The following is a 26,181-nucleotide window of genomic DNA, read 5'->3' as shown; positions in this document are numbered from 1 at the left end:
TTGAAGTTTTCTAAACCACAAACTCTTAAAGAAATCGCACAATTAATAAATTGTGATTTTATAGGTGATGAAGAATTTGAAATTTTAGGCATCAATGAAATTCATGTCGTTACAAAAGGTGATATTGTTTTTGTAGATCATCCAAAGTATTATGATAAAGCCTTAAATTCTGCTGCAACTACAATTTTAATCAATAAAAAAGTAGATTGCCCACAAGGAAAATCTTTATTAATTTCTGATGATCCATTTCGTGATTTTAATAAAATTACAAATCATTTTAATCCTTTTGTAGCTTCAAAAAACAATATTTCTGATACTGCTATTATTGGAGAAGGTACTATAATACAACCAAATGTTTTTATTGGTAATCATGTAAAAATTGGTAAAAACTGTGTGATTCATCCTAATGTAACTATTTATGATAATTCAGTTATTGGAAATAATGTTACTATTCATGCAAATACAGTTTTAGGAGCAGATGCTTTTTATTACAAAAATAGACCTACAGGATTTGATAAATTACTTTCTGGTGGCAGAGTTGTTTTAAAAGATAATGTAGATTTAGGTGCTTCTTGTACAATAGATAAAGGAGTTACAGGGGATACTACAATTGGAGAAGGAACAAAAATTGACAATCAAGTTCATGTTGGTCATGATACTATTATAGGTAAAAAATGCTTAATTGCTTCACAAACAGGAATTGCAGGTTGTGTAATTATAGAAGATGAAGTTACAATTTGGGGGCAAGTGGGTACAAATAGCGGAATTACCATAGGTAAAGGAGCAATTATCTTAGGACAAACAGGAGTTACTAAATCTGTAGAAGGTGGTAAATCTTATTTTGGGACACCAGTAGAAGAATCAAGAGAGAAATTAAAACAATTGGCAGGTCTAAAAAGACTGTTAAAAGAAAAATAAAAAACAAATAACTTTTTTATAAAAGTAAGAGAACAACTATTTTTGCAAAACAAATAAAATTAACAAACCATGAGCGTTTTAGTAAATAAAGATTCAAAAATTATTGTACAAGGATTTACAGGTAGTGAAGGTACTTTTCATGCTGGTCAAATGATTGATTATGGAACCAATGTTGTTGGAGGTGTTACTCCAGGAAAAGGTGGCCAAGAGCATCTAGGTAAACCTGTATTTAATACAGTTGTAGAAGCTGTAGAAAAAGCAGGAGCAGACACATCTATTATTTTTGTACCACCAGCTTTTGCTGCTGATGCAATTATGGAATCTGCAGATGCAGGTATAAAAGTAATCATTTGTATTACAGAAGGTATTCCTGTTGCAGATATGGTTAAAGTTAAAGCATATATAGAAAATAAAGACTGTAGATTAGTTGGTCCTAACTGTCCAGGTGTTATTACACCAGAAGAAGCTAAAGTTGGTATTATGCCAGGTTTTATCTTCAAAAAAGGTAGAGTAGGTATCGTTTCTAAATCTGGTACATTAACGTATGAAGCAGCAGACCAAGTTGTAAAACAAGGGTTTGGTATTACTACAGCAATTGGTATTGGAGGAGATCCAATTATTGGAACAACAACAAAAGAAGCTGTAGAAATGTTAATGAATGATGATGAAACAGAAGCTATTGTAATGATTGGTGAAATTGGTGGTAATTTAGAAGCAGAAGCTGCTCAATGGATAAAAGCTGATGGCAACAGAAAACCAGTTGTTGGTTTTATTGCTGGTCAAACTGCACCTGCTGGAAGAACTATGGGACATGCAGGAGCAATTGTAGGTGGTGCTGATGATACTGCTCAAGCAAAAATGAAAATCTTAGCAGAAAATGGAGTTCATGTAGTGAGTTCACCTGCTAAAATTGGAGAAATGGTGGCTAGTGTTTTAAATTAATAAATACGCTATTTTAAAATAGAATAATATAAATTCCCGTGAAAAACGGGAATTTCTTTTTTATATTTGAATATCAACTAAACATAAAATTATGAAATTACTTGAAAATAAATCTGCAATAATTACTGGTGCAACAAGAGGTATTGGAAAAGGTATTGCTGTTGAATTTGCAAAACAAGGTGCTAATGTTGCGTTTACTTACAGTTCTTCTGTAGAAGCTGCAAATGCTTTAGAAGAAGAATTAAAAACTTATGGAGTAAAAGCTAAAGGTTATCAATCTAATGCTGCAGATTTTAATGCTGCACAAGAATTAGCTGCAGAAGTTCAAAAAGAATTTGGAAGCATAGACATTTTGGTAAATAACGCAGGTATTACAAAAGACAACTTGTTAATGCGTATTTCTGAAGAAGATTTTGATAAAGTAATTGAAGTAAATTTAAAATCAGTTTTTAATTTAACCAAAGCTGTTATTAGACCAATGATGAAACAAAGAGGAGGCTCTATTATTAACATGAGTTCTGTAGTTGGTTTAAAAGGTAATGCTGGGCAAACTAACTATGCAGCTTCAAAAGCAGGTATTGTTGGTTTTTCTAAATCTGTAGCCTTAGAATTAGGATCTAGAAACGTCAGAAGTAATGTAATTGCTCCAGGTTTTATAGAAACTGAAATGACAGATAAACTAGATGAAAAGACAGTACAAGGTTGGAGAGATTCAATTCCATTAAAAAGAGGAGGAAAGCCAGAAGATATAGCACATGCATGTGTATTTTTAGCATCTGATATGTCTGCCTACATTACAGGTCAAACTCTTTCTGTTGATGGAGGAATGCTTACATAAGCATCTAAAATACATACATTTAAAAAATAAAAAGGAGCAGTTTAACTGCTCCTTTTTACATTTCAACTATTTATTGATATTTTTTATCTAAAATATATTTCAATATTCAATGATTTTTTTACATTTGAATTAATCAAATTTTTCCCCCAAAATGAAGATTAATAAAATATCAAATCTGCACAAAAAAATTGTAAGAGTTCTAAAGAAAGAACCGCTTACAGGTTATCAAATTTTAGAAAGAATTCAAAACACAAGTTTAATTCTTAATGTTTATAAAATTTTAGACGATTTAAATAAGCAAGGAATAATAAAAACATCTACTAGAGATAAAATGAAGATCTATTCTTTTAAAAAGAAATAATAGAATCATTTTTAGAATAACTTTAGCATTGTAAACTTTAACTATTAAAACTATAATATTTTACGTTATAGGTTTTTCTATTATACCTGATATTTATATCTTTCAGAATATAATTATCAAATTCTTGACAATCACTTTTTTTTATATTATACTAGCTATCTGCTTCTCCTTTTTTATAGGTTATTATCAATATTTCTATAAAAAAAAGAGATATAAAGGTATCTTGGTTTTATTTTCTCTAAAAGTGTTATCTCTTTTTTTGTTATTATTATTATTTATAAACCCTAAAATTAATACATCAAAAAATATTGATCTAAAACCCACTTTAAGTGTACTTGTAGATAATTCTAAATCAATTTCTTATTTTAAAGCAGCAGAAACTGTAAAAAATAACATTAATAAACTTACTTTAAATAAGGATTTAAAAGAGAAGTTTAATATTGAAATTTATGCTTTTGGAGAAGATGTTAATAATAAAGATACTTTAGACTTTTCTAATGAAAACACCAATATTTATAAATCCATAAATAGGGTTAACTCACTAAATAAAAATAAGTTATCTCCAATTATACTTATTTCAGACGGAAACCAAACTGTAGGTACAGATTATCAATTTTTAAAAAGTAATCAAAAAATATATCCTGTATTAGTTGGTGATACAACTAAATATTCAGATTTAAGAATTAGCCAGTTAAATGTTAACAAATATAATTTTTTAGGAAATGAATTTCCTGTTGAAATAATTCTAAATTATGAAGGATTAAATACTGTAAATACTCAGCTTTCAATTCAAAAAAATAATAAAACTGTTTATAGAAAAAACTTAAGTTTTTCTAAAGACAATAACTCAAAAACAATTCAAACTAACTTAACATCAACAAAAGAAGGTATTCAATATTATACAGCAATATTAACTCCTTTAAATTCTGAAAAAAACACAATAAATAATAAAAAAACTTTTTCTATAGAAACTATTAATGAAAGAACTAATATCTTAATTCTTAGTTCAATTTTGCATCCAGACTTAGGCGCTTTAAAGAAAGCTATTTCTAAAAAAAAACAGAATAATGTAAACATTAAATTAATTTCTGAAAACAATTTTAATCTAAATGATTATCAACTAGTTATATTATATCAGCCCAATAACCAATTCACTAATATTCTAAATAAAATAAAAGAAGAAAGATTAAACTATTTTTTAATTGCTGGCACAAAAACTAATTGGAATTTTTTAAATTCTAAGTCTTTAGGTTTTACAAAAAGTGCTATAAATCAAGTTGAAAATTATACTCCTATTTTTAATAGTAGCTATATAACTTTTTTACAAAATGATATTGGTTTTAATAGTTTTCCTCCTTTAGAAGATAAGTTTGGTAAAATAGATTTTCAAAAAGAGCATCAAGTATTACTTTATCAAAGTATAAATGGTATTAGAACTGAAAGTCCTCTTTTGGCTTCATTTTCTGAAAATAATCAAAAAACAGGTGTATTGTTTGGAGAAAATATTTGGAAATGGAGAGCTACTACATTTTTAAACACGAATTCTTTTTCAGATTTTGATGAATTTATAGGTAATATTATTCAATATTTAGCATCAACAAAAAAAAGAAATAGATTAGAAGTAGATATAGAGCTTATTTATGCAGCTAACTCTACAATAAATGTTAACGCTTTTTTTACAGATAAAAATTACAAGTTTGATTCTAGAGCAAATCTTGAAATTACAATTACAAATAAAGATACAAACGTAATATCTAAATTTCCGTTTTCTTTAAAAAACAATAACTATCAAGTAAATATAGAAAACTTATTATCTGGAGATTATACCTATCAAGTAAGGGTATTAGAACAGAATATAACTAGAAATGGTACTTTTAAAATTACTGATTACCAAATAGAAGAACAGTTTACAAATGCAAATAGCTCTAAAATGAAACAATTAGCAAAACAAACTGAAGGAAAGTTTTATTATGTAAGTCAATTAGACGATTTAATTAACCAATTAGTAAATGATGACACTTATTTTACCATACAAAAGCAAGTGAAAAAATTACAACAATTAATAGATTGGAAATGGATTTTATTCATCATAATACTTTTACTATCTACAGAATGGTTTATTAGAAAATATTTAGGAAAAATTTAAAAACACTTAAGATTGATATTCGTCTTTATAAATCGTAAATTTGAATAAATTTAAAAATAAATAAAATGGCAAATAATCAAATGGAATTAAATTTTCCAAAAGGTGGTGTGTTTACAGTTTTTATAATAATAGCTGTCATCATTTTATTCTCAAAATCTACTGTAACAATTGGTCCTGGAGAAGGAGGTGTTGTTTTTGAACGTTTTGGTGATGGTATTAATACTGAAAAAACATATGGTGAAGGTTTTCAAATTGTAGCTCCTTGGAACGAAATGATTGTTAGAAAAGTACGTCAACAATCTGTATCAGATGAAATGAATGTATTATCTGTTAATGGTTTAGAAGTAAAAGTAAGTGGTACTGTTTGGTATGAACCAGAATTTAGTAAACTAGGTTTATTAATAAAAACTAAAGGTGAAGATTACGAAAACGAACTATTAGATCCTGCTGTTAATGCTGCTGCAAGAAGTGTAGTAGGACGTTATACACCAGAACAATTATATTCTAGTAAAAGAGATGTTATTGAACAAGAAATTTTAGATGAAGTTCAAAAATTATTAGAAGATCAGTATTTAGTAGTTAAAAGAGTTTTAGTTGAGGATGTAAAATTACCTCCAACAATTAGAACTGCTATTGAAACTAAATTAAAACAAGAACAAGAGTCTTTAGAATATGAGTTTAGATTAGCAAAAGCTAAAAAAGAAGCAGAAAGACAAAAAATTGACGCAGAAGGTAAAGCAACTGCTAATAAAATTTTAAGTGCATCTTTAACAGAAAAAATACTACAAGAAAAAGGGATAGAAGCTACTTTAGAGTTAGCTAAATCTAATAATAGTAAAGTAGTAGTAATTGGTTCTGGAAAAGATGGTATGCCTATTATATTAGGTAATCAATAAGATTAATTACAAGTCTAATAAAAGAAAAGCCAGCTATTAGCTGGCTTTTTTCTTAAATGAATGTTAAACAATTATTAGTTTGTAACTTATTTACAACTCAAGCGTCATATGTGTATAGTAACTATAATCTTATAGTTAGTAATTAGTTAGTTTTTAATAGTTGATTAGAGCCAAATATATGAGGTATTTGGCTCTTTTTATTAATTCTTTTTTGGTAATTTATCTCTTTCTATTTTTCCTTTTTTCAAGGCTTTGTAGTTTTCATAACAATCTAAAACAGCTTCTATCATCTGTAAATCTGATGCCTTCTTTATAAAGTAATCAGAATAATTACAGTCGGTTAATAAATCTGTAAGCTCTTGTCTATCCATGTCTAGATACTCCATCATAACTTCTCTGTCAAACTTACCAGCCATAATTTTTCTTAAGTCATCTTCTTTCTTAAGTTTTTGTAGTTTTTTTAGTTGTTTTGGCTTTTTACCAAAATGACTATATAAGAAATCTACAGGATTAAATAAAGCAGCAATAGGAGAGGAGAAGTTTTTCTTTTTAGGTTTACCAACTTCATAAGTTTGAGGCAATCCGTTTATATGAATTCTAGTGAACCTATCTTTTGGAACCATTTTCACATCAACCTCTAAAACACCTATTAGTTTTGTAGATTTTATAATTACTTCTTTTATTTCTTCTGGTTTTTCATAAAGTGCTATTTCTAACTCATTACCTTTAAGTAAATCATTAGTAATTTTAAGTTTAATAGACGAAAAACCTAAATAAGAAACTAAAATAGTATCATTAACTCTGGTAGGTAATTCAAAAAAACCATCTTCATTTGTTATGGTACCTTGTACAGTATTTAAGTTTAAAACATGAGCTGCACTTAACGTTTCATTTTTTTCTGCATGAACAATTTGACCTTTTAATATTTTAGTAGGTATTATACTGTCTTTCTGCGAGAATAGCTGGGTACTTATAAATAAAAGTACTATTAAAGAGAGGTGTTTATACATAAATTCAAAAATAGTTATAAAACTGTTGCTAAAGGTTAATTTTTTGTGAAGAAATGTGTGTATAAGTGCGCACGAGAAGATTCGAACTTCCACGAACTTACGTTCACTACCCCCTCAAGGTAGCGTGTCTACCAATTCCACCACGTGCGCAAGTTTATTTGATTGCAAATATAGTATCAATACTGTTGATGATTTAGTTAAAATGATTTTATTTTATCGATATTTGAAAAAAATTTAAAGATGAAAATTGTTTTATTAGGCTATATGGCTTCTGGTAAATCTAGTATAGGTAGAAAGTTATCAAGTAAGACAGGATTAACTTTAATTGACTTAGATGACTACATTGTAGAAAGAGAAAAAATGACTATTTCTAATATTTTTTCTGAAAAAGGAGAAATTTATTTTAGAAAAATAGAAGGTATTTATTTAGCAGAAATTTTAAATAAAGAAGAAGGTTTTATTCTTTCTTTAGGAGGTGGAACACCTTGTTATGGTAATAATATTCAAATAATTAACGAAGCAAATGCAACTTCAATATATTTGCAAGCTAGTGTTAAAAAATTAGCTGAAAGACTTATTGCTAAAAAACAGAAAAGACCTTTAGTAGCCTCATTAAACGATGATCAGATTTTTGAATTTGTTGGAAAACATTTATTTGAAAGAACTCGTTTTTACGAACAAGCAAAAATCTCGATAAAAACTGATGGGAAAAAGAAAAATGAAGTTGTAGAAGAAATTTATAATTTATTATTCTAAATAAGCCATAGTTTTAGTAGCATCAAAATCTACAACTATATGTTCTTTTATAGAAGTTGATAATGATACACCTTTAAAATCTGCTTTAACAGGATATTTTTTATGGTTTCTATTTACTAAAACAGCTGTTTTAAATCTTTTTAAAGGTACATTTAAAAAATGTTTTACTCCATAGATTAGAGTGGTACCAGAATTTAAAACATCATCTACTAAAACTAGAGATTTATTTTTATATACTTCTTTAGTTAAAGACGTTGTTATTTTTTCTAAGGGTTTCTTTTTATTAATATTTACCTCACAAATAGTCACTTTTAAAGTAGAAATTTTCTCTAAAACTGCTACTATTTTATTGGCTAGTATAAATCCATTTCCTTTAATACCAGCAATAATTAATTCTTTTTCATTAGAATTACTTTCATAAATTTGATAAGCAATTCTTCTAATTTTTTGATCAATTTGAGTATTATTTAATATAATATTTTCTTCTAGTATCATATATCTTCTGTTGTGTCTTCTTGATAACCCTCTATATCTCTTCTATCTTTTTTAGTAGGTCTTCCACTTCCTTTTTTTCTATAATAATCTTTTGCAAATTTTAATAGCTCTGTTTTTTCAAATTCTTCTTTTGGAGTTAAATCTTTACGATATAAATCTACTAATTTTGCACCAACTCTGCTAGGAGGAATATCTAAAACTTTAATTTTATAATTAATCTGGTTTTTTCGAACCGTTATTTGTTCGTTTCCAAACAATTCTTTTGAGGGTTTAACATTCGAGTTTTCTATTTTAACTTGTCCCTTTTTACAGGCTGTTGTTGCCATACTTCTTGTTTTGTATAATCGAATACACCATAAATATTTATCAATCCTCATAAAAAAAGTTAAAATGTTTTATTTATCTTTTTACAAAGGTATAAAAATGGTAAATTGCGCCCACAATTTTTAAGATATTATATGTTTAAAACTAGATACTTTTTTCTATTAATAATACTTTCTGTATTAGTTTATTCTTGTGGTGATGATACTTTTGGAACAAATCCATTTGCTGATGTAGATCATGAAGCTTTAGCAATTTCAGATAACGATTCTATAGTTAAATTTTTAAAAAATCATTATTATGATAGTTCTGTAGATTCTATTAAAGTTTTAGTTGCTGGTGAAACTGCTATGTTTGATGACACCAAACTAAAAACAATGAATGTTACAGAAAATGACATTAACTATAAGTTATATGTTTACGTAGAAAGAGAAGGAGATTATGGTAATGATCCTGACAGAGGTTTTCCTACAAAAGTAGATTCAGTATTTACTAAATATGCAGGAAAAACTTTTTCTGGAACAACTTTTAGCGATACTAATTTTGATCAAAACCAAAGTGGTTTATGGTTTAGTTTGACTTCTGTAGTTAGAGGTTTCTCTTATGGATTTACTAATTTTAAAGGAGGTGAGTTAAAAAAAGATGCTAATGGAGGTCCTTTTAATGGCCCTATTACATATTTAAACGGAGGTAAAGGTGTTTTATTTATTCCTTCTGGGTTAGCTTATCCGTCTTCAAATCCTCAAAACTGGTCTAACAATTTAGTAGATACAAATATTTTATTCTATATAGATTTATTAACATTAGTACCTAATACAGATCATGACAATGATGGTGTAAAAACTATTTCAGAAGATGTAGATAATGATGGTAATGTTAATAATGACGATACAGATTCTGATGGTATACCAAACTATTTTGATAGTGATGATGATGGAGATGGCGTTTTAACAAGAAATGAAGATAGAAATGGTGATGGAGATCCAAGTAATGATTTTAATGATCCTGATAATCCAACATTACCAGATTATTTAAATCCAAATATTAAATAAACAAAAAAGCTCTTGAATGTTTCAAGAGCTTTTTTGTTTATTGTTATTAAATCTTATAACCTATAAGATAATCCAAAGATTATTTGATTTATTCTAGTATCATAACTTACACTTCCTAAGTTACCTACAAAAGAGGATTCTACATCAGAAAAAGCTCTTTCCCATCTTACATCAATACCTAATCTTCCAAATTCTAAACCACCTCCAAATTGAAGACCCACTGTAAATCCATCTCCATCTACGCTAGAAATATCGCTTACACTAAAATCTGAATCTAAAATATATTGAAAAGAAGGACCAATATAAACATTACCAATACCAAAAATCTTTTTACCTAAAAGAACAGGAATATCTAATTTTTGAAAATTATGAGTAGTTGTTTTTGCTGCTGTTTTATAGTAAACTTCATTTTCTAAATTGGTATACACTAATTCTGGTCTTAAATACAACCCAATTACTGGTATTTTAAAACGTAACCAAACACCTGCATGATAGCCAGTTTTACTTTTAGCTCCGTCAAAAACATCTTGTCCAGATTCTTTAATAGAGTTAGAGTTATAGTTAATACCACCTTTAAGACCAAATTGAATTTGACCATTTGAAACTTGACTTAAACCTAAAGCCAAAAACATTACTAAAATTACTTTTTTCATACTTATTAATTTATAGTTTTTATATAGACGCCTTTAATAACAAAAACGTTATTTTTTTCTAGAAATTACTTTTTTAACAGCTTTTACAACTGCAGCAGCATCCAATCCATATTTAGCCATAAGTTGATCTGGAGTTCCAGACTCACCAAAAGTATCATTTGTTGCCACAAATTCTTGTGGAGTAGGTAAGTTTAAAGCTAAAGTTCTAGCTACACTTTCTCCTAAACCACCTAATTTATTATGTTCTTCAGCAGTTACTATACAACCAGTTTTAGCAACAGATGATAAAATAATTTCTTCATCTAATGGTTTAATAGTATGTATATTTATTACTTCTGCAGAAATACCTTGTTCTTCTAATTGCTCTGCAGCTTGTAAAGACTCCCAAACTAAATGTCCAGTAGCAACAATAGTAACATCTTTTCCTTCTGTAAGCTGAATACCTTTTCCAATTTCAAACTTTAAATCTTCTGGCATAAACACAGGTACTTTTGGTCTACCAAAACGCAAATAAACAGGTCCTTTATGTTCTGCAATAGCAATAGTTGCAGCTTTAGTTTGATTATAGTCACAAGGATTAATTACTGTCATCCCTGGTAACATTTTCATTAATCCTATATCTTCTAAAATTTGGTGTGTAGCTCCATCTTCTCCTAAAGTAACTCCAGCATGAGAAGCACAAACTTTTACATTTTTTCCAGAATAAGCAATAGATTGTCTAATTTGATCATACACTCTACCAGTAGAAAAATTTGCAAAAGTACCAGTAAAAGGTATTTTACCACCAATGGTTAAACCTGCAGCAATCCCCATCATATTTGCTTCTGCAATACCAACTTGAAAAAAGCGTTCTGGATTTTCTTTAATAAATTGATCCATCTTTAAAGAACCAATTAAATCTGCACAAAGTGCTACAACATTTGGGTTCGTTCTACCTAATTCTGTTAAACCATCACCAAAACCTGAACGTGTATCTTTCTTTTCTGTGAATGTATATTTCTTCATTTTAATATATCGTGTAAAATTTGCGTAAAAATAAACTTTTATTTGAGGTTAATTATGATAAATTCATCAATGTTTTATAAAGTTTATGAACAGGTAAACCAACAACATTAAAATAGCTGCCTTCAATTTTATCTATTCCTATAAACCCTATCCATTCTTGAATTCCGTAAGCACCAGCCTTATCAAAAGGTTTATAATTTTTGATGTAATACTGTATTTCTTCATCACTTAATTGTTTAAAAGAAACCTTAGTAACATCATTAATCATCTTTTGAAAACGATTTGTTTTAATACTTATAGATGTAATTACTTTATGTGTTTTGCCAGACAAAGCAGATAACATGTTAAAAGCCTCTTTATCATCTTTAGGCTTTCCTAAAGCTTTATTATTTAACCAAACAATAGTGTCTGAGGTTATTAAAATATCTTTATCTGATAAATTTGTAAATGCTTTAGATTTTAAATCTGCTAAATAATCTGTAATCTCTGTCTCTTTTAGTTCTTTAGGATAAACTTCATCAACAGATTTTAAAATTATTGTAAAATCTATATCTAAATCTTTAAAAAATTGTTGTCTTCTAGGAGAACCTGAAGCTAAAATAATATTGTAATCTTTAAGTTTTTCTTTAAGCATTAAAGCTTTTTTTAATTCTATCTAAGTTACGTTTGCTATCTCTATCTTTAATAACATTTCGTTTATCATGTGTTTGTTTACCTTTAGCTAAAGCTATTTCTAGTTTTGCAAAGCCTCTATCATTAATAAACAATTTTAAAGGCACTATTGTATTTCCTTTGGCTTCTACATCTTTTTTTAAACTACGTAATTCTCTTTTATTTAATAGAAGTCTACGTTCACTTTTTGGATTGTGATTAAAATGATGTCCAAACATGTATTCTTGAATGTACATATTAACAATAAACAATTCTCCACGTTCATTAAACTCACAAAAGCTCTCAGTAATTCTGGCTTTGCTTTGTCTAATGGATTTTATTTCTGTTCCTGTTAACTGAATTCCTGCAATATATTTGTCTAGTATTTCGTATTCGAAACGTGCTTTTTTATTCTGTATGTTTATTTTTTTCTGCACAGTCTTTGACTGATTTTAAGTTTTTACAAAGATACATTTTTACATTCGCTAAAGAAACGTAATTTTGGCATCAATTATAAGAAAACCTACATTAATGAGAATCCTTTTATTATCATTTATTTTATTCATTTCTTGTCAGCCACAAAAAAAGGAATTGACAGCGCAACAAATTGTTGACAAATCTATATTAGCCTCTGGTACTGATAAAGTTTCTAATTCAGAAATTACATTTGAATTTAGAGATAAACAATATTCTGCTGTAAGAAATAATGGAAAGTTTAAACTAATTAGAACTTTTGATTCTATAAAAGATGTGTTGAGTAATAGCGGATTTGAACGATTTATAAATGAAAAATCAATAAAAGTTGTAGATTCTATGGCTTTAAAATACAGTAATTCTGTAAATTCAGTTCATTATTTTTCTGTATTACCTTATGGATTAAATGATAAAGCTGTTCGTAAAAAACGATTACCATCTTCTACGATTAATGGAAAAGAATATTATAAAATAGAAATCACTTTTTCAGAAAATGGAGGAGGAGAAGACTTTGAAGATGTATTTATTTATTGGATTGGTAAAGAAGATTATTTAATAGATTATTTAGCCTATTCTTACCATACAAATGGTGGAGGAAAGCGTTTTAGAGTACTAAAAGAGCAGTGCTTTAAAAATGGAATTCGTTTTGTAGATTATCAAAACTACAAACCTAATACTGAAAATATTAAGCTTATTGACATTGATAAAGCATACGAAAAGAATAATTTAAAACTAGTTTCAGAAATTATTTTAAGAAATATAGAGGTATCAATTATTCGTTAACCTTTTCTATTTTACTTTCTTTTTTATTTTCTGATATAGTAACTATATATAAACTAGCATTATCACTATCATCCATATTTTCATATTTGTTTTCGCCTAATATTTTATTTGCAAAAACAGGAGTGGTGTTGCTATGACCAACAACTAACACAGATTTACCTTTGGTTTCTGCCATAAAAATAGAATCATACATATTTCTTGGATTATAAAACTGTACTTCTAAATTTTTAGTTTTTGCTGTTGGTGTTGCTGTCTCTATAGTTCTATAATACTTAGTAGAATATACAGCATCTATTTTTTTATCTTTAAAATATTCTGCCCAATTTTGAGCTCTCTGTTCTCCTTTTATAGTTAAACTAGGATTTGGATTTGTAGCATCTGTTCTATCTTTTTCTGCATGTCTAATTAAATAATATGTAGTTGTTTCTTCTGTAGTACATGAAGAAATTAATGTAAAAGCAAATAATAAAAGAAAGAAATATTTTTTCATGATAGATATTTTAAAATACGAATATAACCAAAAAAGAAAAGGGTGATACTTTTTGTATCACCCTTTCTAAACTATGTAATTTATAAAACTTAATTTTCTACTAAATCAGATTGATTTCTAAACACCAATTTATCATCAAAAGCATCTAATAATATGATACTATCTGTAGTTACTTTACCTGATAGAATTTCTTTAGATAATTGGTTTAAAACTTCTTTCTGAATGACTCTTTTTACAGGTCTTGCTCCAAATTCTGGTTGATATCCTTTTTTAGCTAAGTAAGCAATAGCTTCATCTGTAGCATCTAAAGTAATATCTTGTTTACCAATCATTTTCTTTAAATGATCTATTTGTAATCTTACAATTTCAAAAATATCATTTTTATTTAATGGTGTAAACATGATTACATCATCAATTCTGTTTAAAAATTCTGGCCTCACAGATTTCTTTAACAATCCTAAAACTTCAATTTTAGCTAATTCAGTTACTGCATCTAAATCAGCTTTTGGATCACTAAATTTTTCTTGAATAATATGACTACCCATATTTGATGTCATGATGATAATTGCATTTTTAAAATCTGCAACTCGTCCTTTATTATCTGTTAATCTTCCTTCATCTAAAACTTGTAAAAGAACATTAAAGGTGTCTGGATGTGCTTTTTCAATTTCATCTAAAAGCACTACAGAATAAGGTCTTCTTCTTACAGCTTCAGTTAATTGCCCTCCTTCATCATAACCTACATATCCAGGAGGTGCACCTACTAATCTACTAACAGAATGACGCTCTTGATATTCACTCATATCAATTCTAGTCATTGCATTTTCATCATCAAATAAATATTCAGCTAATGCTTTTGCTAATTCTGTTTTACCAACTCCAGTTGTTCCTAAAAACAAGAAACTTCCTATAGGTTTGTTTGGATTTTGTAAGCCTGCTTTAGAACGTCTTACTGCATCAGAAATAGCTACAATAGCTTCTTCTTGACCAACCACTCTTTTGTGTAATTGTTTTTCTAATTGTAACAATTTATCACGCTCAGACTGAATCATTTTTGTAACAGGAATACCTGTCCATTTTGCTACAACTTCTGCAATATCATCTAATGTAACTTCTTCTTTTATTAAAGACTTTTCATTTTGATTTTCTTGCAATGTTTGCTGTAATTTTTCTAATGCTTCTTGCGCTTCTTTAATTTTACCATATCTAATTTCTGCAACCTTACCATAATCGCCTTCACGTTCTGCTTTTTCTGCTTCAATTTTATAGTTTTCGATTTCAGATTTTCTATTCTGAATATTATCTACAACTTCTTTTTCTGATTTCCATTTTGCATTTATGGTATTTCTTTGCTCTTTAAAATTAGCTAACTCAGCACGTAAAGTCTTTAATTTTACTTCATCTTTTTCACGTTTAATCGCTTCAATTTCAATTTCTAATTGCATTATTTTACGATCTAAGACATCTAATTCTTCTGGCTTAGAGTTAATTTCCATGCGTAATTTTGATGCAGCTTCGTCCATTAAATCAATGGCTTTATCTGGTAAAAAACGATTGGTAATATATCTTTGAGATAATTCTACAGCTCCAATAATAGCATCGTCTTTAATACGTACTTTATGATGTGTTTCGTACTTTTCTTTAATACCTCTTAAAATAGAAATTGCACTTTCAGTATCTGGTTCATCAACTAACACTTTCTGAAAACGACGCTCTAAAGCTTTATCCTTTTCAAAATATTTTTGATATTCATCTAGGGTAGTAGCACCAATTGCACGCAATTCACCTCTTGCTAATGCTGGTTTTAAAATATTAGCTGCATCCATTGCACCTTGTCCACCACCAGCACCAACTAAAGTGTGTATTTCATCAATAAACAAAACAATATCACCATCTGAAGTAGTTACTTCTTTTATAACTGCTTTTAAACGCTCTTCAAATTCACCCTTATATTTTGCACCAGCAATTAAGGCACCCATGTCTAAAGAGAAAATAAGCTTGTCTTTTAGATTTTCTGGTACATCACCATCTACAATTCTATGGGCTAAACCCTCTGCAATTGCAGTTTTACCTGTACCTGGTTCACCCACTAAAATTGGGTTATTTTTAGTTCTTCTAGATAAAATTTGAAGCAATCTTCTTATTTCTTCATCTCTACCAATAACAGGATCTAACTTATTGTCTTGTGCTAATTGATTTAAGTTTTTAGCATATTTACTTAAAGCATTATACGTTTCTTCTTGAGATTGTGAAGTTACTCGTTCTCCTTTTCTTAAATCATCTATAGCTGCTTTTAAATCTTTTTCTGTTACACCTTGGTCTTTTAAAACCTGTGCAATATTAGATTTCGATTTAAAAATGGCCAGTATTAAATGTTCTATAGAAACGAAATCATCTTTCATGTCTTTAGCAATAATAGATGCTTCATTTAACGTTTTACCAGCTTCTCTAGAAAGCATTAGTTCTGCACCAGAAACTTTAGCAAAACTTTGTAATTGTTTTTCTAATATCTGGTTTACAACATCAATATTGATGTTAAGTTTCTTTAATAAAAAAGGCAACACATTTTGGTCTACTTCTGTTAAAGCTTTAAAAATATGTTCGTTTTCTATTTGATTATGACCAAAACCTTGCGCAATTTGTTGCGCCATTTGTATGGTCTCTTGTGATTTTGTTGTATAGTTATTAAAATTCATTTTTATTTTTTTTCTTTTTTCATAAACAAATTAGCAATTATAATACCATCAAAATATCAGTTTTAAAACAAGTCATTTTGTCTTAAAAACATGAATTATAATGACTTTTTGACTGATTTAAAGACTATTAAGCACGAGCCTTTGAAAAATCACTTGGAGAAATACCAAACCTATTTTTAAACAGTTTGGAAAAATAAGAGTTGTGTAAAAAACCCACTTCTAGAGATAATTGTTTCAATGAAATAGTATAATCTCTTTCCAACAAATTTCTTGCTTTTTGCAATTTAATTTCTGTAATAAATTCTTTAGGTGTTAAACCTGTTTCCAGCTTTATTTTTCGATATAAAGAACTCTTTGACAAGTTAAATTGTGCTGCAATATCTTCTTGGGTTAGGTGAGTGTTATCCGCATTTTTATAAATATAATCCTTTACTTTCAAGCTCCAATTATCAGTAGATTGTTCGCTTTCAATAACATTTTCGGTTTTTCTATAATGTGCTCTGGTTTTATAATTTGCAAGAGAATTATTTACCCTTACTAGCAATTCTTCTTTGATAAAAGGTTTTTCTAAATAATCATCTATACCCAATTGTAATACATCTAATTTACTTTTAGAATCTGCTCTTGCAGTGAGCATAACAATAGGGAGGGTTGGAAATTTAGATTTTACAGCTTTTACGAATTCCAGACCATTCATCTTAGGCATCATGTAGTCTGTAATAATGTAATCTATTTTGGTGTTCTCTAAAATTTCTAGAGCCTCCAAACCATTTTCAGCTTCATAACATTGGTGATTCGCAAATATTTCTTTCAGATAGGAGCGCATTTCTCTGTTATCGTCAACAATTAAAAACTGATAAGCAATTGTAGATAAATTTAGGTTTATATGTTGATAATCAATTATTTTTAGTTCTTCAAAATCTTCTGTTTCAGTTACTATTTCTTCGGATTTTGGAAGAAAAATACTAAACACACTACCTTCATTCAATGTGCTTTCTACAGTTACATTTCCATGATGAAGTTCTATAATTTCTTTACTAAAAGCTAGACCAACACCACTTCCACCAGATTTGTTTATAGAATTATCTGCTTGAAAAAAACGTTCAAAAATTTTACTGCTATCTTTCTTGGATAAACCAATTCCAGTGTCCTTAACTTTGATAACTGCATTGTCTGATTCGCTTTCTACAATCACACTCACAATACCTTCTTTTTCTGTATACTTTAAGGCATTTAAAATAATGTTGTTAATTGCTCTTTCCAGATAAATAACATCAGATTTCACATATAATTCTGATGCAGTGACTACTTTAAAATCGATATTCTTTTCCTTAAATAAAGGCTCAAAGTTTAGACAAATTCTTTTTATCAGCTCATTTAAATTAATGGTTTTTAAGTTCAATGAAAAGTCTGAAGATTCCATTTTAGCTAAATCTAAAACATCATCTACCATCTTTTTTATGTTGTTTACTTGCGTATTTACACCATTTTCAATGTTATGAAGCTCTTTGGATGATAGATTTTTGTCTTTTAATTTATCAATTTGACCACGAATTAAAGTTAATGGTGTTCTAATTTCATGAGAAATATTGATGAAAAATTGCGACTGGAATTCATTTATTTTCTCTAAATCATTCTTTTTAGATTCTAATTCAGCTTCATTTGATGCATTCAAATTTTTAAAATAACTGATAATTACAAATATGGTAAAGAATAAAAAAGCGATAGAAACATCGTTAAATTGTGCTCTTGGATAGTGATTGTAAAAGAAATTAGGAATAAAGAACAATCCAAAAGCAAAAAATAAGATGATGAGATTTATCTTCTTAGAATCGATAAAAATTAAACTTTTACTAAACACTAAAAAGAAATAAAACTCCAACAAGTTTTCTGCAAATAAGTAATTAGAAAACCAGAAAGTAAGGGCAGAGAGTAGGAGTAAATACAAAATTCTTCCCAATAAAAAGTATTGCCTGTAATGTATAAATTGTATAAACGCCAGAACTGAACTCATGACGATTCCTAACAGAATTACTGAGAAAGAAGTGTGTTCTTTGTACTCATCAATCATCATAATAATTGATAAAATTTGCCAACCAAAACAAAAAACATTGAATAGAATAATCTTTTTCAATTCTGTTTTGTTGGTTATTCCTTTAGAACCAAGTCGCATATAATTTTTAAAGAAAGTGTTGATTTTCATGTAATTAACAAATCGAAAACTAAAATACTATTTTTTTTGAATTGTTTGTGATATGAGTTGACACAAAATTGATACTTCACTTTTCTAGTTTTGGAACGTAATTAAAACCTAATCTTATGAAAACGAAATTATCACTAATTTTTTCTTGGCTCTTTATTGCCAACTTTTTGGCAAATGATAAGTTACCTAACAAAATTACAAGTGCATTTACAGATTATAATTTAGAGCAACTCATTATAAGCACATATCCAACTATTGATGCTAATAATGATGGCACTATAGAAACTGGAGAAATGAATGGCACTTTAGTATCAGGTAATGTTCCATCAACAATAACCTTAAATTTCGATTATGCCACTTTTGGACCAAGTGGAATTGATTTTTCTGGTATTGAGCATTTTGAAATCAGAAGTTTTAGATTTATTGGAAACACGCATCAAGGAAATTATATTCGAGCTGTAAATTTAGATTTATCAAAACTAGGAGGAGTTTTATCTGGAAACGTAAACAGAATTCTTGATGAATTTTACTTAAATGGCTTAGAATTTCTATCCTTAAATTTACAAAACGCTAGACCTATTAAAAATCTGCATTTTATTAATTGTGGTGCTGGTTCTAATTTAGAACAACTTCCTAATATGCCAGATTCTACAACCTTAGAAGTAATAGAAATAAATAATACAAGTTTGTTTGCTACTTTAAATTTAGGCAGCAGAATTGGTTTAAAGTCATTCTTTTTTAGAAACACTTACATAGAAGGCTTAAACATTTCTGGATGCTCTACATTAGAAACCTTGTTTGTAGAAGGAGTAGGTGAGTTGCAAACAGTTACTTTACCAAATACAAGTTCTATTTTAAAAAATCTCACTATAAATGGAATGCCAAAACTGAACAGTTTAGATATTGCAAACTACAGCAATCTAGAAAGACTTGTAATGAGAACTGGGTCAGGTTTTCCTAATAATGGAGTTGCTACTTTAGATTTTCAAACGAAGACAAAGCTCAAAGTTTTAGAACTAGAAAATTTAAAATCTCTTGCTAGTGCAAGTTTGATACAAAACACTGCCTTAACAGATTTATTGCTGATAGGCATTAACAACAACATTTCATTATTAGATATTTCTAATCTTACACAATTAAAAAATTTGACTTTAAGTGCTAATGCCATACCAAACTTAGATCTATCAAGTAATGCTGCTTTAGAAAAGTTTGATGGTTTTGGAAGTGATTTTGTAAGTGTGAATTTTGGTAACATCTCTGCATTAAAAGAATTGTATTTGAGTAGTAATCAATTGACCAAAATTGACACAAAAAATATGACGAATTTAGAACGATTAGAATTAGATGATAATAATCTAGTTGCGTTAAACGTAACAGCAAATGCCAAATTAGAATGGATTAGATGCCAAAGAAATAACAACTTAAGAATTGCCAATATTGCTAATGGGAATAATGCTAATATGAATGTTTGGGATATGAAAGCAGCTTATTTAGATCAAAATCCGTTGTTGACTTGTATTTTGGTTGATGCTAACGTACAAAATAACATTCCTGTTCAATGGCAAAAAGATGCTACAGCCTCTTATGCTTTAGATGATGAAATTGGCTACACAGATACAAATCTTAAAAACGAATTACTAAATTATACAGAAACTATAGATTTAGATGCTAATGGAAAAATTGGAACTTGTGAAGCCGAAAACTATATAAATACACTAGTTTTAAATAATAAAGGAATACAAAATCCTGCAGGTTTAGAAGCATTTAAAAATATTACTGGATTAAATTTAAACGACAATGATTTTCCCACATTGAACGTAACTAATAATACCAAATTAATTTATTTATATGCAAGCAACTGTAAAATGGTAAATGTTAGTATTACAGATTTAGGTATGTTAGACGATTTAAATGTATCTAAGAATAATTTATCGAGCATCAGTTTTAGTAATAACTTTAATCTGACAAAAGTAGATGTAAGCGAAAACAGTTTGACAGGTATAAATTTACAATCACTAAATAAATTAGTACTGTTTGACGCCACTTCTAATAATATCAATTCATTAAATGTTCTCTCCAATCCAAACTTGGAAATATTATATTTTGCGAACAATAGTTTGGTAGGTTTGGCTAATCAACCAATAATGATTGATTTAGCAAGCAACACCAAATTGAAACAGCTAAACGTTAAAAATACAGCAATGTCTTTTTTAGAATTAGGTGCGAATTCCAATTTAATAGAGGTAATAGCTTCAGACAATGTCCTAGAATATTTTAATATGGCAAATGCCAATAATGCAGCAATATCTAATTTCGATGCAAGTGGAAATACTACTTTAGGCTGTATTCAAGTCGATAGTGGTTTTACGCCTCCAACAAGTTGGATTAAAGATGGAAACACCAGTTATAGTGATAATTGTTCCACAGCATCTGTTGATGATAATTTACTCAAAAACAAAATAAGTTTGTATCCTAACCCATTTAGCAATCTTATTACAATCTCAAATTCATCATCACAAAAAATTGAAAAGATAGAAATTTACAACAGTCTTGGGAAAAGATTGCTATTCACAAAGGAAACAACTATTGATGGATATCAACTAACTACAGGCGTTTATTACGCTAAAATTTATGTAGATAATTCCTCTTTTGTTAAAAAATTGATTAAGAAATAGAAAAGTAGGTTTTTTACATTAAGAAGTTGTTTCTGTAAAATTTTAAGATTTTATTTGGGCAGCTTCTTTTCTTTAAAGGCCAAAGTTTCATAATTTTATAGTAAAATTAAAACATGGGATTATTTGACTTTGGCAAAAAAAGAAATGACAATATTTTTATTAATTGGACACCTTTAACTTCTTTAGAACAGTTAGAAACTATTAAAGAGCAATCTAAAACTGAATCTATTTTTATTTTTAAACATTCTACAAGATGTGGTATTAGTAGTATGGTTATAAAACAATTCGAAAAATTATTTACAGAAGAGCATCAACGATTAAAAGTATATTATCTAGACCTTTTATCTTACAGAAATGTCTCTGATGAAGTGGGATATACTTTTCAAGTTCAACACCAATCACCACAATTACTCATCATTAAAAACGGCGTTTGTGTCTATCATGCCTCACATTATGATATCACTCAAACAGATTTAACAAGATTTCTATAAGATAAACTTGCATTAAACCTGGTTTAAGTCTTATTTTTGTTACTTAAATTTTTAAAATTTTGACAGAAACAAAAATTTCAGAAGCAAATACAGGAAAAGAGTTATATGGATATCAGAAAGATGCACTAGAAGAAATTTTTAAAAGATTCGAAACTGCTCCAGAAGATTATCACTTACTTTATCAATTACCAACTGGAGGAGGAAAAACAGTTATCTTTTCTGAAATTACAAGACGTTACTTAAAAACTTTCAAAAAGAAAGTACTTGTTTTAACCCATAGAATTGAGTTAAGCAAACAAACTTCTAAAATGTTAAAGGAGTTTGGTGTTACTAATAAAACCGTAAATTCAACTGCAAAATTAGATGATCAGCATGAGTTTGATTGTTTTGTAGCAATGGTAGAAACTCTAAACAATCGTTTAAATGATGATAAATTTGACATTTCTGATATAGGTTTAGTAATTGTTGATGAGGCTCACTACAACTCATTTACTAAAATATTTAAATTTTTTAATAAATCATTTATTCTTGGTGTTACTGCAACTCCATTAAGTTCTAACATAAAATTACCTATGTATGAGAACTATCAAGAATTGGTGGTTGGTGAATCTATTAAAGATTTAATTAGTAATGATTATTTAGCAAGTGCAAATATGTACTCTTATAATGTTGGTTTAACCTCATTAGAAGTGGGTGCAAATGGAGATTATACAGTAAAATCTTCAGAAGATTTATACATGAATGTAGACATGCTTTCTAAATTAGTTTCTGCTTACGAAGAAACCATTAAAGGCAAAAAAACATTAATATTTAATAATGGTATAAATACTTCTATTCAAGTGTTTTATGCTTTTAAGAAAGCTGGATACCCAATTGCACACCTAGATAACACAAACACTAAAAAAGAGCGTGAATTAATCTTAAAATGGTTTCATAAAACACCTGGAGCAATTATAACATCTGTTAGTATTTTAACAACAGGATTTGATGAACCTAGTATAGAGGCTATAGTACTAAACAGAGCTACAAAATCACTAACCTTATATTATCAAATGATTGGTCGTGGTTCTCGTATTTATGGAGATAAAAAAGAGTTTGACGTCTTAGATTTAGGTAATAATTTCTACAGATTTGGACCTTGGGGAGCAGATTTAGATTGGCAAAAAATGTTTAGAGCTCCAGATTATTATTTAAATGCTATACTTTCTGATGAAGAAATAGAAAGTAATTTTAAATATGAATTACCTGCAGACATTAAAAAAGAATTTGCGAATTCTAAAGACATGTATTTTGACATGAAGCAAGTGTATATAGATACAATTAGAGCAGGGGAGTCTTCTAAAAGAGTTTTAGAAAAGTCTATTGTACACCATGCAAAAATGTGTATCGAAAATAGTGAAGACGTTTTTGATGCTTTAATTTTGGCTAAAAAGCTAGGAGAGGAGATAGATGATAGAATTAATAGATATGCAAAATGTATTTCTAAAAGTACCCACAACTTTGTAACTTGGTTAAAAGACGATTACAGGAAGAAATTAAATGCTTATTTACGTGCTAACTTTGATGAAGACTTCGAAAAAATTCATGGTTATCCACCTGAAGACTAGTATTTAAAAGAAATAGTAAAAGTGAAATTTTTTTTCACTTTTTTTTTGTTTTTGTTTTTTGTATTAAAAAATAATTTACTTTTGATTCGCTTATTATAAGTTAAATGTTAAGTTTTTCTTATTTCGATAGTAAGTTATTTTTGGAGAAAAAGACTTACAACGCATTTTGGAAATGTAACGAAAAAATTAAGGTATCTCCATCTTCTTTTCTAGAAGATTTGCAACTTTACTTTAAATTGCACGTAGTTTACTTACAAATAATACAGTGATAATAATCTCTTGTTTAAGAGTTTTATTTTCTAGCTAAAACAAGTTGTTTTAAAGCTTAGAAGTCAATTATCATTATATTATTAATTAAACAAAGTGAACACAAAATATATCGATTTAGTCGAACAAACGTTCGATTTTCCTCAAGAGGAATTTAAAACAGAAAATAACAAACTGTTTTGGCATGGAATTAATTTAATGGAATTAGCTCAAGAATATGGAGCTCCATTAAAGTTTACCTATTTGCCAAAAATCTCAGAAAACATAAATAGAGCCAAAGGTTGGTTTAAACAGAGTATTGAAAAGCATAATTATAAAGGCAAATACTTTTATAGTTATTGTACTAAAAGCTCTCATTTTAAACATGTACTTAATGAGGCTTTAAAAAACGAAATCCACATAGAAACATCGTCTGCTTTTGACATAGATATTGTTAATAATCTAAAAAAAGCAGGTAAAATTAAACCATCTACTTATGTGATTTGTAATGGTTTTAAACGTGATCAATACGTTAAAAACATTGGAGGTCTAATTAATTCTGGTCATCAAAATTGTATACCAATTATAGATAATTACGAAGAATTAGCGCTTTTACAAAAAGAGACCGACAAAAAGTTTAAAGTGGGTATTAGAATCGCTTCAGAAGAAGAACCAAAATTTGAGTTTTATACTTCTAGATTAGGTATTGGCTATAAAAATATTGTGTCTTTTTATGAACGTGAAATTGCAAAAAACGAGCAAGTAGATTTAAAGATGTTACATTTCTTTATCAATACTGGTATTAAAGACAATGCTTACTATTGGAACGAATTAATGAAATGTCTTAACGTTTATATTAATCTTAAAAAAACCTGTCCTACTTTAGATAGCTTAAATATTGGTGGTGGTTTCCCAATAAAAAATTCATTGGCTTTTGAATATGATTATGCCTATATGATAGATGAAATCATTGGTCAAATAAAACAAGCTTGTGATGAAGCAGAAGTAGATGTGCCTCATATTTTTACAGAATTTGGTAGCTTTACAGTGGGTGAATCTGGTGCAGCTATTTATGAAGTTTTATATCAGAAAAAACAAAATGATAGAGAACGTTGGAATATGATTAACTCATCATTCATTACTACTTTACCAGATTCTTGGGCAATTAATAAACGTTTTATAATGTTGCCAATTAATAAATGGAACCATAAATACGAACGTGTTTTATTAGGTGGTTTAACATGTGATAGTGATGATTATTACAATTCTGAACAACATATAAATGGTATTTATTTACCTGTTTACGAAAAAGATAAACCCTTATACATTGGTTTCTTTAATACAGGGGCATACCAAGAGTCTATAGGTGGTTTTGGTGGTTTACAACACTGTTTAATTCCACATCCAAAACATTTAATCATAGACAGAAATGAAGATGGTAAATTATCCATTACCGTATTTAAAGAACAACAACAAAGCAAAGAGTTATTATCTATTCTAGGATATTAAAATATTAAAATTAAAATGAAAACAAATCAAACATATGCAGGAATTCCACAAGAATATGGAAACCTAGCAACGTCAAAAATTGTAATTATACCTGTTCCTTATGATGGAACTAGTACTTGGCAAAAAGGAGCAGACAAAGGGCCTCAAGCCTTTTTAGATGCTTCAGAAAACATGGAACTATATGACATAGAAACAGATTCTGAAGTATACAAAGAAGGTGTTTTCTTAGCTGATCCTATCACAGAAAATGAGTCTCCAGAAGCTGTTGTAGAAGCTGTTCATCAAACCACAAAAAAATACATCAATAGAAATAAATTTGTAACTGTTTTTGGTGGAGAACATTCTATTTCTATAGGTACAATTAGAGCTTTTAATGAGTGTTTTCCTAACTTAACTGTATTACATATAGATGCGCATGCAGACTTAAGAAAAGAATACGAAGGTTCTAGTTGCAATCATGCTTGTGCTGTTTATGAAGCAAATCAAACTACAAATTTGGTACAAGTTGGTATTAGAAGTATGGATATTTCTGAGAAAAGAGAAATGAACTTAGACAAAGTTTTCTTTGCTCATGACATGGCTGTTAATGAAGATTGGATGGATGATGTAATAGACCAATTAACTAGTAATGTGTTTATTACATTCGATTTAGATGCTTTAGATCCATCAATTTTACCATCAACTGGAACTCCAGAACCAGGAGGATTATTTTATTATGAAACGCTAGAATTTTTACAAAGAGTTTTTGATGAAAAAAATGTGGTAGGTTTTGATATGGTAGAATTATGCCCTAATGAAAATGAAAAATCATCAGACTTTTTAGCAGCTAAATTATTCTATAAAATGTTGAGTTATAAGTTTGCTTCTAATGATGATACTTATGATAATGGAGATGATTTAGAAGATAATAATCCTTTTAGCAAATTGTCTAAATTTAAAAATGATGACGACGATTATTAGTCA

24 protein-coding genes and 1 tRNA gene are annotated in these 26,181 nt (G+C 28.4%); 14 read left to right on the top strand and 11 right to left on the bottom strand.

The window, feature by feature from the left end; genetic code table 11:
• From ACFOWD_RS10570 to ACFOWD_RS10545, 6 genes are all read left to right on the top strand, one after another.
• Positions 1-918, top strand: a complete 918-nt coding sequence (locus ACFOWD_RS10570) for a UDP-3-O-(3-hydroxymyristoyl)glucosamine N-acyltransferase (protein ID WP_377410405.1) — start codon at positions 1-3, stop codon at positions 916-918.
• Between the two features lie 69 nt (positions 919-987).
• Positions 988-1,860, top strand: coding sequence for a succinate--CoA ligase subunit alpha (gene sucD, locus ACFOWD_RS10565; RefSeq protein WP_298992976.1), 873 nt, complete (start codon positions 988-990; stop codon positions 1,858-1,860).
• A 91-nt stretch (positions 1,861-1,951) separates the two neighbouring features.
• Entirely contained in the window at positions 1,952-2,698 is a 747-nt protein-coding gene (fabG, locus tag ACFOWD_RS10560) for a 3-oxoacyl-[acyl-carrier-protein] reductase (RefSeq protein ID WP_377410403.1), read from the top strand.
• A 151-nt stretch (positions 2,699-2,849) separates the two neighbouring features.
• Positions 2,850-3,059 (top strand): hypothetical protein, encoded by a 210-nt coding sequence (locus ACFOWD_RS10555; protein WP_377410401.1) that lies wholly within the window; start codon positions 2,850-2,852, stop codon positions 3,057-3,059.
• 244 nt (positions 3,060-3,303) lie between these two features.
• Positions 3,304-5,205, top strand: a complete 1,902-nt coding sequence (locus ACFOWD_RS10550) for a VWA domain-containing protein (RefSeq protein ID WP_377410399.1) — start codon at positions 3,304-3,306, stop codon at positions 5,203-5,205.
• A gap of 65 nt (positions 5,206-5,270) precedes the next feature.
• A complete protein-coding gene (locus tag ACFOWD_RS10545) occupies positions 5,271-6,101 on the top strand; it encodes a prohibitin family protein (RefSeq protein WP_377410397.1) in 831 nt (276 codons plus the stop codon).
• 200 nt (positions 6,102-6,301) lie between these two features.
• Here ACFOWD_RS10545 and ACFOWD_RS10540 read toward each other — a convergent pair whose 3' ends face one another.
• Both ACFOWD_RS10540 and ACFOWD_RS10535 read right to left on the bottom strand, forming a co-directional pair.
• Positions 6,302-7,111, bottom strand: a complete 810-nt coding sequence (locus ACFOWD_RS10540; RefSeq protein ID WP_298992990.1) for a carboxypeptidase-like regulatory domain-containing protein — start codon at positions 7,109-7,111, stop codon at positions 6,302-6,304.
• A 66-nt stretch (positions 7,112-7,177) separates the two neighbouring features.
• Positions 7,178-7,261, bottom strand: a tRNA-Leu gene (locus ACFOWD_RS10535).
• Positions 7,262-7,351: 90 nt separating this feature from the next.
• Here ACFOWD_RS10535 and ACFOWD_RS10530 point away from each other — a divergent pair.
• On the top strand, positions 7,352-7,867 hold the full coding sequence (locus ACFOWD_RS10530) for a shikimate kinase (protein ID WP_377410395.1): 516 nt from the start codon (positions 7,352-7,354) through the stop codon (positions 7,865-7,867).
• Here the strand turns inward: ACFOWD_RS10530 and ACFOWD_RS10525 are convergent.
• Positions 7,859-8,362 carry a phosphoribosyltransferase domain-containing protein gene (locus ACFOWD_RS10525; RefSeq protein WP_377410392.1) on the bottom strand — a complete coding sequence of 168 codons (504 nt, stop codon included), beginning with the start codon at positions 8,360-8,362 and terminating at the stop codon, positions 7,859-7,861. The two genes, ACFOWD_RS10530 and ACFOWD_RS10525, sit on opposite strands and share 9 nt — an antisense overlap.
• Positions 8,359-8,739 carry an RNA-binding S4 domain-containing protein gene (locus ACFOWD_RS10520; protein WP_377410391.1) on the bottom strand — a complete coding sequence of 127 codons (381 nt, stop codon included), beginning with the start codon at positions 8,737-8,739 and terminating at the stop codon, positions 8,359-8,361. Before ACFOWD_RS10520 ends, ACFOWD_RS10525 begins: the two co-directional genes overlap by 4 nt.
• Before the next feature lie 81 nt (positions 8,740-8,820).
• Between ACFOWD_RS10520 and ACFOWD_RS10515 the strand changes: the two genes are divergently transcribed.
• A complete protein-coding gene (locus ACFOWD_RS10515) occupies positions 8,821-9,735 on the top strand; it encodes an FKBP-type peptidyl-prolyl cis-trans isomerase (RefSeq protein WP_377410389.1) in 915 nt (304 codons plus the stop codon).
• A 53-nt stretch (positions 9,736-9,788) separates the two neighbouring features.
• On the opposite strand, the gene ACFOWD_RS10510 is transcribed toward ACFOWD_RS10515, so the two are convergent.
• From ACFOWD_RS10510 to smpB, 4 genes are read right to left on the bottom strand one after another with little or no spacing between them, the layout of a single operon-like run.
• The gene (locus tag ACFOWD_RS10510) at positions 9,789-10,388 is read right to left on the bottom strand and encodes a porin family protein (RefSeq protein WP_377410387.1); all 600 of its coding nucleotides are present in this window, start codon (positions 10,386-10,388) and stop codon (positions 9,789-9,791) included.
• Positions 10,389-10,436: 48 nt separating this feature from the next.
• Positions 10,437-11,393, bottom strand: coding sequence for a transketolase family protein (locus tag ACFOWD_RS10505; RefSeq protein WP_377410385.1), 957 nt, complete (start codon positions 11,391-11,393; stop codon positions 10,437-10,439).
• A gap of 52 nt (positions 11,394-11,445) precedes the next feature.
• The gene (locus tag ACFOWD_RS10500; RefSeq protein ID WP_377410383.1) at positions 11,446-12,027 is read right to left on the bottom strand and encodes a Maf-like protein; all 582 of its coding nucleotides are present in this window, start codon (positions 12,025-12,027) and stop codon (positions 11,446-11,448) included.
• A complete protein-coding gene (gene smpB, locus ACFOWD_RS10495) occupies positions 12,020-12,481 on the bottom strand; it encodes an SsrA-binding protein SmpB (protein ID WP_298993010.1) in 462 nt (153 codons plus the stop codon). Before smpB ends, ACFOWD_RS10500 begins: the two co-directional genes overlap by 8 nt.
• Before the next feature lie 94 nt (positions 12,482-12,575).
• Here smpB and ACFOWD_RS10490 point away from each other — a divergent pair, with 94 nt between their 5' ends.
• Positions 12,576-13,301, top strand: coding sequence for a DUF6503 family protein (locus ACFOWD_RS10490; protein WP_377410381.1), 726 nt, complete (start codon positions 12,576-12,578; stop codon positions 13,299-13,301).
• On the opposite strand, the gene ACFOWD_RS10485 is transcribed toward ACFOWD_RS10490, so the two are convergent.
• From ACFOWD_RS10485 to ACFOWD_RS10475, 3 genes are all read right to left on the bottom strand, one after another.
• Positions 13,291-13,791, bottom strand: a complete 501-nt coding sequence (locus tag ACFOWD_RS10485; RefSeq protein ID WP_377410379.1) for a phosphoglycerate mutase family protein — start codon at positions 13,789-13,791, stop codon at positions 13,291-13,293. The genes ACFOWD_RS10490 and ACFOWD_RS10485 overlap by 11 nt on opposite strands.
• A gap of 89 nt (positions 13,792-13,880) precedes the next feature.
• Positions 13,881-16,487, bottom strand: a complete 2,607-nt coding sequence (gene clpB, locus ACFOWD_RS10480; protein WP_377410377.1) for an ATP-dependent chaperone ClpB — start codon at positions 16,485-16,487, stop codon at positions 13,881-13,883.
• Between the two features lie 127 nt (positions 16,488-16,614).
• Positions 16,615-18,690, bottom strand: a complete 2,076-nt coding sequence (locus ACFOWD_RS10475) for a response regulator (RefSeq protein WP_377410375.1) — start codon at positions 18,688-18,690, stop codon at positions 16,615-16,617.
• 116 nt (positions 18,691-18,806) lie between these two features.
• Between ACFOWD_RS10475 and ACFOWD_RS10470 the strand changes: the two genes are divergently transcribed.
• From ACFOWD_RS10470 to speB, 5 genes are all read left to right on the top strand, one after another.
• Positions 18,807-21,365, top strand: coding sequence for a T9SS type A sorting domain-containing protein (locus ACFOWD_RS10470; RefSeq protein WP_377410373.1), 2,559 nt, complete (start codon positions 18,807-18,809; stop codon positions 21,363-21,365).
• A 113-nt stretch (positions 21,366-21,478) separates the two neighbouring features.
• The gene (gene ytxJ, locus ACFOWD_RS10465) at positions 21,479-21,856 is read left to right on the top strand and encodes a bacillithiol system redox-active protein YtxJ (RefSeq protein ID WP_377410371.1); all 378 of its coding nucleotides are present in this window, start codon (positions 21,479-21,481) and stop codon (positions 21,854-21,856) included.
• 59 nt (positions 21,857-21,915) lie between these two features.
• On the top strand, positions 21,916-23,463 hold the full coding sequence (locus ACFOWD_RS10460; protein WP_298993026.1) for a DEAD/DEAH box helicase: 1,548 nt from the start codon (positions 21,916-21,918) through the stop codon (positions 23,461-23,463).
• A 363-nt stretch (positions 23,464-23,826) separates the two neighbouring features.
• On the top strand, positions 23,827-25,218 hold the full coding sequence (locus ACFOWD_RS10455; protein WP_377410369.1) for an arginine decarboxylase: 1,392 nt from the start codon (positions 23,827-23,829) through the stop codon (positions 25,216-25,218).
• A gap of 15 nt (positions 25,219-25,233) precedes the next feature.
• Positions 25,234-26,178, top strand: a complete 945-nt coding sequence (gene speB, locus ACFOWD_RS10450) for an agmatinase (protein ID WP_377410367.1) — start codon at positions 25,234-25,236, stop codon at positions 26,176-26,178.
• Positions 26,179-26,181 lie beyond the last annotated feature (3 nt).

This window comes from Polaribacter marinivivus (assembly GCF_042651285.1).
In the GTDB taxonomy this organism is placed as follows: Bacteria; Bacteroidota; Bacteroidia; order Flavobacteriales; family Flavobacteriaceae; genus Polaribacter; species Polaribacter marinivivus.
This window is presented reverse-complemented; position numbering and strand designations above follow the sequence as displayed.